Source organism: Actibacterium naphthalenivorans (assembly GCF_014196965.1).
In the GTDB taxonomy this organism is placed as follows: domain Bacteria; phylum Pseudomonadota; class Alphaproteobacteria; order Rhodobacterales; family Rhodobacteraceae; genus Actibacterium_A; species Actibacterium_A naphthalenivorans.
In genome coordinates this window covers 526456-536872 of record NZ_JACIEQ010000002.1, presented here as the reverse complement: position 1 = coordinate 536872, position 10417 = coordinate 526456, and the positions used below count along the sequence as shown (strand labels likewise).

Below are 10417 nucleotides of genomic sequence, written 5' to 3'. Positions count from 1 at the left end.
AGTGTTGTTGCACAAAATCCGGGCATCTTGCGGCGAAAGATGTTGACACGGTCACGGCGACCAACTTGCCTTCGGGTGCATCGGGGGCCTTGCGTGAAACCAAAACAGCGTCAGAAGCGGATCGTGGAATTTGTCGGCCAGCACGGCCAGACCAGCGTGGAGGCGCTGGCCCGGCAGTTCGATGTGTCGGCCGAGACGATACGGCGCGATCTTGCCCATCTGGCCGAAACCGGCGCCCTGCAAAAGATACATGGCGGCGCCAAGCGCCTGCGGCTGCACACCGAGGGCAGCTTTCAGGAAAGGATGGCCGAGCATTTCGAGGCCAAGCAGGTGATCGCCGGCAAACTGGCTGTGCTCGTCGAACCGGGCGACACGCTTTTCATCGACACCGGCACCACCACGCAGATCTGTGCCGAGGCGCTGGCCGGGGTCGGGGGGCTGACCGTGATCACCAATTCGCTGGGTATCGCGACAACGCTGGGGCGCGCGGGCAATGGCACACGGGTGTTTCTGCTGGGTGGATCGTTCAGCGGCGACAATTCCGAAACCGTGGGCCCGATCGCGCTGGACCAGATCGGGCAGTTCCAGGCCGATCACGCGGTGCTGACGGTGGCGGCGCTCGATCCCGTGGTCGGCGCGATGGATTCGAATTTCGACGAGGCACAGGTTGCCCGAAAGATGATCAACCACGCGCGCAATACGGTGGTTGTTGCGCATCGCGCGAAGTTCGGGCGCAAGGCGGCGTTCCGCGTCTGTCGTCTGGACGAGATCAATGTTCTTGTCTGCGACGAAGCGCCGGACGAGGCCTTCGCCGCCGCGCTCGGCGCGGCGCGATGTGACGTAAGATAGGCCCGGTAAACGGGCGTGGATGCAGGGAAAATGGCGCATGCCGAATGTGATAAGAACCTATGTCCGGCTGATTGACCGCATGTCGGATTATGTCGGCTATGTCGCGATGTATCTGATCTTTCTGATGGTCGCGATCCTGTTGCTGGACGCGGTCATGCGCAACGTGATCCAGATACCGCTGCACTGGGCGATCGAGGCCGCGCAGTTCACGCTGGCCGCCTATTATTTCATGGGCGGCGCGATGACGCTGAAGAACAACGACCATGTGCGGATGGATCTTTTCTACGAACACCTGTCCGAACGCGGCAAGGCGTGGATGGATCTGGCGACGATCGGCTGCCTGCTGTTCTATCTCGTGGTGATGCTCATCGGCTCGATTTCCAGCCTTGAATACGCCATCCAGACGGGCGAGCGCCGGTTCTCGATGTGGAACCCTTCGATGATCCCGATAAAGGTGCTTATCGTGGCCTGTATCGTGCTGATGGTGCTGCAGACGGTCTCGCTCATCTTCAAGCATGTCGCCACCCTGCGGGGGGCGGACCTGTCATGAGCTATGAACTGATCGCGATTCTGATGTTCGCATCGATGATGGTGCTGCTGATGACCGGGCAGCGCGTGTTTGCCGCCATCGGTTTCGTGGCCGCGGGGGCGGCGCTGTTGCTTTACGGCCAGGGCGCGGTCGAGATGCCGTTCAACGCCACGTTCAAGCTGTTCAACTGGTTCCCGATGCTGACGCTGCCCCTGTTCATCTACATGGGCTACATCCTTTCAGAGGCGGGGATCGCCGAAGATCTGTACCGGATGCTGCATGTCTGGTTCGGGCGGGTGCGCGGCGGGCTGGCCATCGGCACGATCTTCCTGATGGTCATCATTTCGGCCATGAACGGGCTTTCGGTGGCGGGCATGGCCATCGGCGCGACCATCGCCCTGCCGGAGATGCTGCGGCGCGGCTATGACAAGGTGCTGATCACCGGCGTGGTGCAGGGGGGATCGTCGCTCGGCATTCTGGTGCCGCCCAGCGTGGTCATGGTGCTTTACGGGATGATCGCGCGGCAACCGGTCAGCCAGCTCTGGCTGGCGGGTGTCATGCCGGGGCTGCTGATGGCGGCGATGTTCGTGATTTATGTGGTGATCCGCTGCCGCATCAACCCCGAGCTTGCGCCGACTGTCTCCGACGAGGATCTGAACATGCCGTTGAGCGACAAGCTGCGGCTGTTGCGGGCGGGGATCATCCCGTTCCTGATCTTCTTCGCCATGACGGGCCTGTTCATCATGGGCATCACCAGCCTTGTCGAAAGTTCGGCCGTGGGGGCGAGCGCGGCGACGCTGGCGGCGGCCATCAAGGGGCGGCTGACCTGGCGGATGATCCACGAAACCGCGCGCAAGACGCTGTCGATCTCGTGCATGTTCCTGTTCCTGATCCTCGCGGCGCTGGCCTTCGGCGCGGTGTTCGACGGTATCGGCGCGGTGCGCGCGATCGAGTCGCTCTTCATCACCCGCTGGGATCTGTCGCCCTGGCAGATCATCATCATGATGCAGATCAGCTTTATCGTGATGGGCATGTTCCTGGATGACACGGCCATGCTGGTGATCGTGGCGCCGCTTTACGTGCCGCTGGTCAAGACGCTTGAATTCGATCTGATCTGGTTCGGCGTTCTCTACACGATGACCTGCCAGATCGCCTATATCACGCCGCCCTTCGGCTATAACCTGTTCCTGATGCGCGCGATGGCCCCCGAAGAGATCGGGCTGCGCGACATCTACCGTTCCATCTGGCCTTTCGTGGCGATGATGGCCCTGACAATCGCCCTTGTGATGATCTTTCCGCAGCTTGCACTTTGGCTGCCCCAAACCGTCCGCGGAGGCTGAGCGGCATAACACCCGGCCCAGGCGGGCCGTATCCCGACCCAACAAAGGAGTAGACAGAAAATGACCAAAGACACCAAGAACCAGTCACCGTCGGAAAAGATCCTGCAAAGCCGCCGCCAGTTCATGCGGCGCGCGGGGCTGGGCGGCGCCGCCGCCGCCGGGGCGACGCTGTCGGCGCCCTTCGTGAATGCCCAGAGCGCGCCGATCAAGTGGCGGTTGCAGACCTATTCTGGGGCGCCGCTGGGCGCGCATGTGATCAAGCCGCAGATCGAGGCGTTCAACGCCGCCGCCAATGGCGAGATGGAGATCGAGCTTTACTACGCCGATCAGCTTGTGCCCACGTCGGAGCTGTTCCGCGCGCTGCAGAACGGCACCATCGACGCGGTGCAATCGGATGATGCCACCATGGCCTCGCCGGTCGATATCTCCGTCTTTGGCGGCTATTTCCCGTTCAACACCCGCTTCAGCCTCGATCTGCCGGCGCTGTTTGCCTATTACGGCCTGAACGAGATCTGGGAAGAGGCCTACGGCGAGGTCGACAACGTCAAATGGCTGTCCGCCGGGGCGTGGGATCCGCTGCACATCTTCACCAAGGACCCGATCCGCAGCCTCGCCGACATGAAGGGCAAGCGCGTGTTCGGCGTGCCGACGGCGGGCAAGTTCCTGTCGCGCTACGGGCTTATCCCGGTGACCGTGCCGTGGGACGATGTCGAGGTCGCGCTGCAGACGGGCGAGCTGGACGGCGTGGCCTGGTGCGGCTTCACCGAAGCCTACGAGGTCGGCTGGGCCGATGTGTGCAACTACGCCCTGACCAACAGCGTGACCGGCGCCTGGTGCGGCTCGTATTTCGCGAACCAGAAAAGCTGGGATGCGGTGCCGGCGCATCTGCAGCAGTTGTTCATGTCGACCATCGACCAGTCGCATTACTACCGGAACGTCTGGTATTGGGGCGGCGAGGCCAAGCTGCGGGTCGAGGGCGAGAAGATGGAGCTGACCTCGATCCCGTCCGAGGAATGGGCGCAGGTCGTGGCCGACTCCAGCGAATTCTGGGATGACATCGCATCGTCCAGCCCGCGTTCGGCCCAGGTTGTGCAGGCGTTCAAGGATTACGCCGCCGTGATGGAAAAAGCGGGCTATCCTTACCGCTGAGCGATCTGGCATCCCCCGGCGCCGCGCAGGCGCCGGGGGATGCCAGTGTCTTCGTTTGCGGGCAACGCCGTTGCCCTGAAGCGGCATCAAGCCAGACGCGTCTGGCTTGCCTCCTTGTCGTTGCCTTCACCGCACCGCGATATCAGCCCGTCATTTTCATGGATGCGGGGGGCTGATAGATTTCGATCCGCGTCCCGTCAGGATCGGTGCAAAAGACCAGCTCCGTCGATTCGCCGTTGGGGAGCGGAATTGTCGTGCGGGTTTCGTGCAGGATATGGGCGCCGCACGCCTCCAGATGCACGGCTGCGGCGTCGACGTCCTCGACCGTGAAAGACAGATGGGTCAGCCCCGTCCGGGTCATCGGGTTCAGCCCGCCGGCAGGCACGGGGCTGGGCGTTTCGAATTTGATCAGCTCGACGACGAAATGGTCAAGCACCATCATTTGCGTGAGCATATCGATATCGCTGTCCAGGCCCAGCAGCTGCTGGCATTCGTTACCCACGTTGAACGCGGCGGCCTCCTTGAAGCCAAGCCCGTTCATATAGAACGCCTTGGCGCGATCCATATCGGCGACGCAGACGCCAGAATGGGAATAATTGAGATTAAAGGGTCGGTTAGACATGGTTCTCTCCCTGCCCGATTGTATTTCGTTTCCTCATGATGTGGGCCGCATCACAGGCTCAGAGCGATGTTGAAACCGTCATGGATGGCGGCATGAAGATAGCGGGGGCTTGCGCAATCCCCGAGCAGCTCGACACGGCCGCCAAAGCCGGCGGCCGTCAGCTCGTCATAGATATCGTCATTCGGGATGTTGTAGCCGATACAGGCGATGTGATCGGCGGTCAGCTCGATCGGCTGCTTCTCGACGAAAGAGCCGATGACAACGTCGCCGCGCTGATTGACATCGGCGAGATAGCTGTGGGTGTGCAGAGCAAACCGGCCCGTGGCGTTAAGCCGGCGCAGCGCCGGACGTGCCCGCCAGGCTGTGGCCATTTGCGGCGCGAGATCGCCAAATCGCGTGACGAAGGTCACATGCGCGCCCTTGTCCAGCAGGAATTCGGCGACCCCGACCGCCTCGAAATGGCCGGTGTCATCCTCGACGATCACCATCTGCCCCGGTTCGACCGTGACATTGCCCGAGAGCAGTTCGGCAGTGTCCAGAAGCCGCGCCCCGAGGTTGGGCTGCTTTACGGCCGGCGCGCCCAGTTGCCAGCCATCGTCGCGCGGGGTCGCGCCCGTCGCCAGCAACACGACATCGGGCCCGGAGGCGAGGATGTCGTCGGTTTCGACATAGCTCGAGGTGCGCACATCCACGCCAAGCGCATAGACCTGTGCTTCCAGCCAGTGGATGATGTCGGCCAGCCCTGCGAGATAGGGCACCGGCCGCACGAGTTTGAGCGTGCCGCCCAACGCGGGCATCGCTTCGTGCAGTTCAACCTTGTGGCCTGCCAGCGCGGCAACCCGCGCGGCCTCCATGCCGGCCGGGCCACCGCCGATCACCAGCACCTTCCTGGGTGCGCCGGTTTTCGGCACGCCGCCCATGAACGCCCCTTCGCGCCCGACCTGCACGTTCACGGTGCATTGCAGCGGCATGCCCATGAAGATGTTCGAAATGCAAAGCTGGTTGCAGCCGATACAGGGCCGCACGGCATCGGGCCCTTCCTCCATCGTTTTCTTCACGAGGTGGGGATCGGCGATCGTGGCGCGGGTCATGCCCACCATATCGGCCTCTCCCTCGGCGATCACCTGCTCGGCCTCATCGAGCGAGCGGAAGCGGCCCGACATGAAGGTGATAAGCCCCGTGGCCTCGCGCACGCCCCGGTTCAGTTCCAGCTCGACACCCGCGGGGTTGTTGAGCGCCGGCACGATGCTTTCAGGGCTGTGATATCCGCCAACCGACATGTTGAGGAAATCCAGAAGCCCGTCGGCTTTCAGCATGTTCATGGCTTCGATGATTTCGGGCGTGGTCAGCCCGCCGTCCAGAACTTCCGGCCCGACCCGCATGCCCATGACGAAATCGTCCGACACCGCCTTGCGGCATTCTTCCAATACCTCACGGGCAAAGCGCACGCGGTTTTCCAGGCTGCCGCCATATTCATCGGTGCGCTGGTTGCTCCAGGGCGACAGGAACTGCATCGCCAGATATCCGTGCGAACCGGCAAGCTCGGCACCATGCAGCCCGCCTTCGTCGCAGCGCCGCGCACCTTCGGCAAAGGCATTGACGATGAAACGGATGTCCTCGCGGGTGAAGGCGCGGGTGGGCACGCCGGTGAACATGCCGGGCAGGGCCGAGGGCCCCTTTTGCACGACCTGCCAGCCCGAATAGATGCCGCCCCCATGCCAGAGCTGCTGAAACACCCGCATGCCCGTGGGCTCGATGGCCTCCATCAGCTTCCGGTAGCCGGGGATCACATCATCAGTCCAGCTGTGGATGTTGCGCGCATAGTTGCGAGACGCTTCATCGACCCAGGAGCCTTCGAGAATGGTCAGCCCCACACCGCCCTCGGCGCGTGCGAGATGATAGTTGATCAGCTCGTCCGAGATCGTCCCGTCGGCAAAGGCCGTGGCGTGGGCGGTGCGCACCACGCGATTCTTGATCGTGAGGTTTCGGATGGTCAGTGGTGACATCACCCGTTTGAAGGATGTTGCAATGTTCATTCTTTTGTCTCCGATGGTTTTGAGGCGCGCTGCTGGTCGGTGATCATGGCGAGCGCCAGCCTGGCCGTGCGGTCGCCGAAGGCGTTTACCGGCTTGACGGAAAGCAAAAGAGAGCTTGCGGGCCATCCATGCGCCCACTTTGCGTTCTTTGACATCGCATCATTCCTCCCGGTCGTTCTGTCGTCTTGTGTGGCGTATTAATACGCTCGTATTAAAGGTGTGCCGGGAGTGGGCTGAATTTGTCAAGAAGAAGTTGGCCGGTCCGCGCGAACGGGCATTTCGCCGGCGCCCGCAAGGTTCGGCTGTCCGGCGCGGCCCTGGTGACTGCCGTCACCGGCGCGCCGGGCAGGTCCGGCGCCGGGGCGTGTCCGAACGGCGTTGCGCCCTGAAGACCGAATACACACAGGGCGGGGCTGTTTTTCTTCCATAAGCGGCAATGTCTTGACTGTGTTTTTTGATCTTGCGCATAAACGTGATGCCGCGCGGCCCGTCTCATGATGTGAGCGTGCCAACACCCATTTGACGGAGACCATTGGCATCCGCACCGACGAGAGGCTTTCAGGTATGGCCCCCAAGAACCAATCGCGAAAATCCCCCTCCGACGGAGCGATGAAGCTGATTCTCGCTGCCGAGAAGCTGTTCGGGGAACACGGGATCGAGGGGGTCTCGCTTCGTCAGATCATCAACGCGGCCGGCCTGGTGAACAGCTATTCGATCCACCATCACTTCGGTTCGAAAGAAGGGCTGGTCCAGGCGGTTTTCGACAACCGTGTGCCGGCTTTCGAAGAGGCTTGCCGCGCCCGGCTCGACGCCGAAAAGGCGGGGCAGGGGGAGCTGACGCTTCGGGGCCTGCTGGCCGCGCGTTTCATGCCGCTGGTCGAATGCTTCGACGAACAGACACGTCAATCCTATTCGCGGTTTCTGCTGCGGCTGCTCTACCGAAGCGAGGCGGTGCATCCCTATCTGCGGTCCGAAGTTCCGCAACCGGCGATCAACGAGGTCTACAACCGTCTGCGCAATCATTTCGCGGATTTGCCGAACGCAGTCTTTATCAGCCGGTTCCGCTTCGCCTCCGACATGTTCTTCGGAGCGATCGTGGAACAGCGCCGGCTGAAGCGGCAGGCTCCGGAGCTCTATCAAAGCGACGCGGCTTATTGGAACGAGATCCTGGAGATCATCGAACACGTCTTTCACGTGCCTTACCGGGGCCGCCCCGCCGCGCCGTTGACCGGTGCTGATAGAGGCACCGATCCTTTGGGGTGAAGCCCAGGCAAGGCAGAGATGGGCATCGCCTGGGCGCCGCGTCAGCCGCCGCCGGCCCTGATCCCGCCGCCGTCATCGTGATGCCCAAGCGAATCCGCGGGCGCTTCGGCGCGGTCGTTCATGCCGTAATCGCGGATCACATGCGCCACCCGGAGGCGATAGTCGGCAAACACGCCACCGCGCCCATCCGCCTGGGCGGCCCTGTGCTTGATCGTGTTGCGCCACCGCGAAACCGCATCCTCATCGGCGAAGAACGACAGCGAAAGAAGTTTGCGCGGGTCGGACAGGCTCTGGAACCGCTCGACCGAAATGAACCCCTCGATCTGTTCCAGCACCGGGCGCAGCCCCGCCGCGAGGTCGAGGTAGCGGTCGCCCTGGCCATCCTGCGGTTCGACTTCGAATATGACGGCGATCATTCCCGGCCTCCATGCGGCGCCGAGGCCAGTTTCAGAAAGGTGCGGTCTTCGCGCAGCAGGAATTTTTCGGCCTGCGCGAATTCATAATTCTCGCGCCCCAGCGGATCGGCCGCCAGCCGGGCGCGATAGGCTTCGTATTCGGCAAGGCTTTGGACATTGTAAATGCCGTAGGCGAGCGTGCTGGAGCCTTCGTGGGGCGCGAAGTAGCCCACAAGATCGGCGCCGCAACGCGGGATCGCCTGGCCCCAGTTGCGTGCGTATTGAACGAACTGGTCTTTTTTCGTCGGGTCGATTTCATAGCGGATCACGCAGGTCAGCATGGCAGGTCCTTTCTGTTGATGCGAATGTTCTAGCCGATTGCGCGGGGGTAATGCTTCGGTTAGCGTCGAACCATGAGAGAAGGCCCCGATATCTCCCGTATCTCCAGCCTGATCGGTGATCCGGCCCGCGCGAGCATGCTGACCGCCCTGATGGCGGGCAAGGCGCTGACGGCGAGCGAGCTTGCCCGTGAGGCGGGGGTGACGGTGCAGACCGCCAGCTCGCATCTGGGCAAGCTGGAACGCGGCGGGCTGTTGCGCCTTCGCAAGCAGGGGCGGCACAAGTATTTTTCACTGGCGGGCGACGACGTCGCGCATGTGCTCGAGGCGCTGATGGGGCTGGCGGCGGATGCGGGGCATCTTCGCACGCGCCCGGGGCCGAAGAATGCGGCCTTGCGCGAGGCACGGGTCTGTTACAACCATCTCGCCGGAGACATGGGCACGCGCCTGTTCGACAGCATGATGGCGCGGCAATTCCTGTCGCAGCCAGGGGATGACCTGACGCTGAGCCCGGGCGGCGTACGCTTTGTGCGGGAGTTCGGGATTGATCTGGACGCTCTGGCGGCAAACCGGGCGCCGCTGTGCCGCGAGTGCCTTGACTGGAGCGAGCGACGTTCGCACCTTGCCGGAAGCCTCGGGCGGGCGTTGTTGCATCGGATCGAAGAACTGGGCTGGGCCCGGCGCGATCGCGAAACCCGCGCCGTGCTTTTCACCCCCCGTGGCAGGAACGGCTTTGAAGAGTTGATTGCCGCACCCTGAGGCGCGCGGCGCCGGGGCTATCGCAGGAAACGCCGGAACCGCGCCAGAGACAGAAAGAACAGCACCGCCCCGATGGCGGCAAGCGCCAGCAACTGCGGCCAGACGACCGACAGCCCGGCGCCGCGGAGCAGGATCGCCTGCGACAGGATCACGAAATGCGTGTTGGGCGCGAGGAGCATGAGGTTCTGGATGACGTCCGGCATGCTCTCGCGCGGGGTCAGCCCGCCGGAAAGCACCTGCAGCGGCAGCAGCACCAGCATCAGCAAAAGCCCGAACTGCGGCATCGTCCCCCCCAGCGTGGCAAGAAAGATCCCCAGGGAGTTGGTGGCGATAAGCATCAGCACGGTGCCCAGCAGGAACAGCAGCACCGAGCCCTGGATGGGCACGTCCAGCACGCCCTGCACCACCACAACGATTGCGAACACAGAGGCCACCAGCACCACCAGCCCCATGGCCCAGATCTTGGACACCATGATCTCGATCGTGGTGACCGGCATGACCAGCAGATGTTCGACCGTTCCGTGTTCCTTCTCGCGGATCAGCGCGGCACCCGTCAGAATGATCGACAGCATGGTGATCGAGGTGATCACATTATCGATCGCGCCGAACCAGCCCCCGTCCATTTCCGGATTGTAGCGCGCGCGCAGGGTCAGATCGACGGGCAGGTCCGGAGCGGCCCGGTAGCTGTTGGCGAATTCCGACACCTCGCTGGTCACGATCTGCTGGATATAGCCGTTGCCGGTGAAGGCCTGGCTCATCCGGGTCGCGTCGATGTTGAGCTGGATCGCCGGTACCTCGCCCGCCAGCAGGTCGCGCTGGAAATTCGGCGGGATATCGAGCGCGAATGTATTCTGCCCCTCGTCCATCAGTATATCCATCTGGGTGGTGTTGATCATGTCGGGCGGCATGAAATACGGGGGTGTGAACGCCGAAACGATCCGTGACGACAGCGGCGAGCGGTCTTCGTCCACGATCGCGATGGTGGCCTTGCTGAGCGTTTCGGGCATTGCGCTGGACGCGGTGTAGATCGACAGCGAGAAGGCATAGACGATCAGCGCGACCATGACCGGATCGCGCAGCAGGCTCCGCAATTCCTTGATGCCCAGTTGCAGGATGTTTTGCAGATTCATCGCCCCC

General features: G+C 62.8%; 12 protein-coding genes. 6 read left to right on the top strand and 6 right to left on the bottom strand.

From position 1 onward, the window contains the following. Positions 1-93 precede the first annotated feature (93 nt). The 4 genes from GGR17_RS10955 to GGR17_RS10940 all read left to right on the top strand — a co-directional run bounded on the left by GGR17_RS10955 (position 94) and on the right by GGR17_RS10940 (position 3867). Positions 94-849: a DeoR/GlpR family DNA-binding transcription regulator gene (locus GGR17_RS10955; protein ID WP_054539015.1), complete on the top strand. Its 756-nt coding sequence runs from the start codon at positions 94-96 to the stop codon at positions 847-849. Positions 850-886: 37 nt separating this feature from the next. Continuing rightward, entirely contained in the window at positions 887-1399 is a 513-nt protein-coding gene (locus tag GGR17_RS10950; protein WP_157445564.1) for a TRAP transporter small permease subunit, read from the top strand. After that, positions 1396-2718 carry a TRAP transporter large permease gene (locus tag GGR17_RS10945; protein WP_054539013.1) on the top strand — a complete coding sequence of 441 codons (1323 nt, stop codon included), beginning with the start codon at positions 1396-1398 and terminating at the stop codon, positions 2716-2718. The genes GGR17_RS10950 and GGR17_RS10945 overlap by 4 nt, the downstream gene beginning before the upstream one ends. Before the next feature lie 102 nt (positions 2719-2820). Then, positions 2821-3867, top strand: a complete 1047-nt coding sequence (locus GGR17_RS10940; protein ID WP_207642734.1) for a TRAP transporter substrate-binding protein — start codon at positions 2821-2823, stop codon at positions 3865-3867. A gap of 142 nt (positions 3868-4009) precedes the next feature. On the opposite strand, the gene GGR17_RS10935 is transcribed toward GGR17_RS10940, so the two are convergent. The 3 genes from GGR17_RS10935 to GGR17_RS10925 are packed head-to-tail and all read right to left on the bottom strand — an operon-like array spanning position 4010 to position 6680. Further along, positions 4010-4489 carry a VOC family protein gene (locus tag GGR17_RS10935; protein WP_054539011.1) on the bottom strand — a complete coding sequence of 160 codons (480 nt, stop codon included), beginning with the start codon at positions 4487-4489 and terminating at the stop codon, positions 4010-4012. Between the two features lie 50 nt (positions 4490-4539). Next, positions 4540-6525: an oxidoreductase gene (locus tag GGR17_RS10930; RefSeq protein WP_054539010.1), complete on the bottom strand. Its 1986-nt coding sequence runs from the start codon at positions 6523-6525 to the stop codon at positions 4540-4542. Then, entirely contained in the window at positions 6522-6680 is a 159-nt protein-coding gene (locus GGR17_RS10925) for a hypothetical protein (RefSeq protein ID WP_160173122.1), read from the bottom strand. Before GGR17_RS10925 ends, GGR17_RS10930 begins: the two co-directional genes overlap by 4 nt. 454 nt (positions 6681-7134) lie before the next feature. Here GGR17_RS10925 and GGR17_RS10920 point away from each other — a divergent pair, with 454 nt between their 5' ends. Beyond that, complete coding sequence (locus GGR17_RS10920) at positions 7135-7788, top strand: TetR/AcrR family transcriptional regulator (protein WP_054539009.1); 654 nt, start codon at positions 7135-7137, stop codon at positions 7786-7788. A gap of 41 nt (positions 7789-7829) precedes the next feature. Here the strand turns inward: GGR17_RS10920 and GGR17_RS10915 are convergent, their stop codons facing one another. Further along, positions 7830-8204 (bottom strand): antibiotic biosynthesis monooxygenase family protein, encoded by a 375-nt coding sequence (locus tag GGR17_RS10915; RefSeq protein ID WP_054539008.1) that lies wholly within the window; start codon positions 8202-8204, stop codon positions 7830-7832. Further along, the gene (locus GGR17_RS10910; RefSeq protein WP_054539007.1) at positions 8201-8524 is read right to left on the bottom strand and encodes an NIPSNAP family protein; all 324 of its coding nucleotides are present in this window, start codon (positions 8522-8524) and stop codon (positions 8201-8203) included. The genes GGR17_RS10915 and GGR17_RS10910 overlap by 4 nt, the downstream gene beginning before the upstream one ends. Before the next feature lie 72 nt (positions 8525-8596). Between GGR17_RS10910 and GGR17_RS10905 the strand changes: the two genes are divergently transcribed. Continuing rightward, a complete protein-coding gene (locus GGR17_RS10905; protein ID WP_054539006.1) occupies positions 8597-9280 on the top strand; it encodes an ArsR/SmtB family transcription factor in 684 nt (227 codons plus the stop codon). A 17-nt stretch (positions 9281-9297) separates the two neighbouring features. On the opposite strand, the gene GGR17_RS10900 is transcribed toward GGR17_RS10905, so the two are convergent. Continuing rightward, entirely contained in the window at positions 9298-10410 is a 1113-nt protein-coding gene (locus GGR17_RS10900) for an ABC transporter permease (RefSeq protein WP_054539005.1), read from the bottom strand. Between the last annotated feature and the right edge of the window lie 7 nt (positions 10411-10417).

Excerpts from the sequence above, each read along its gene's own strand:
- GGR17_RS10950 (WP_157445564.1), top strand. The coding sequence starts at position 887 with ATGCCGAATGTGATAAGAACCTATGTCCGGCTGATTGACCGCATGTCG.
- GGR17_RS10945 (WP_054539013.1), top strand. The coding sequence starts at position 1,396 with ATGAGCTATGAACTGATCGCGATTCTGATGTTCGCATCGATGATGGTG.
- GGR17_RS10935 (WP_054539011.1), bottom strand. The coding sequence starts at position 4,489 with ATGTCTAACCGACCCTTTAATCTCAATTATTCCCATTCTGGCGTCTGC.
- GGR17_RS10930 (WP_054539010.1), bottom strand. The coding sequence starts at position 6,525 with ATGAACATTGCAACATCCTTCAAACGGGTGATGTCACCACTGACCATC.
- GGR17_RS10925 (WP_160173122.1), bottom strand. The coding sequence starts at position 6,680 with ATGTCAAAGAACGCAAAGTGGGCGCATGGATGGCCCGCAAGCTCTCTT.
- GGR17_RS10920 (WP_054539009.1), top strand. The coding sequence starts at position 7,135 with ATGAAGCTGATTCTCGCTGCCGAGAAGCTGTTCGGGGAACACGGGATC.
- GGR17_RS10915 (WP_054539008.1), bottom strand. The coding sequence starts at position 8,204 with ATGATCGCCGTCATATTCGAAGTCGAACCGCAGGATGGCCAGGGCGAC.
- GGR17_RS10910 (WP_054539007.1), bottom strand. The coding sequence starts at position 8,524 with ATGCTGACCTGCGTGATCCGCTATGAAATCGACCCGACGAAAAAAGAC.
- GGR17_RS10905 (WP_054539006.1), top strand. The coding sequence starts at position 8,597 with ATGAGAGAAGGCCCCGATATCTCCCGTATCTCCAGCCTGATCGGTGAT.
- GGR17_RS10900 (WP_054539005.1), bottom strand. The coding sequence starts at position 10,410 with ATGAATCTGCAAAACATCCTGCAACTGGGCATCAAGGAATTGCGGAGC.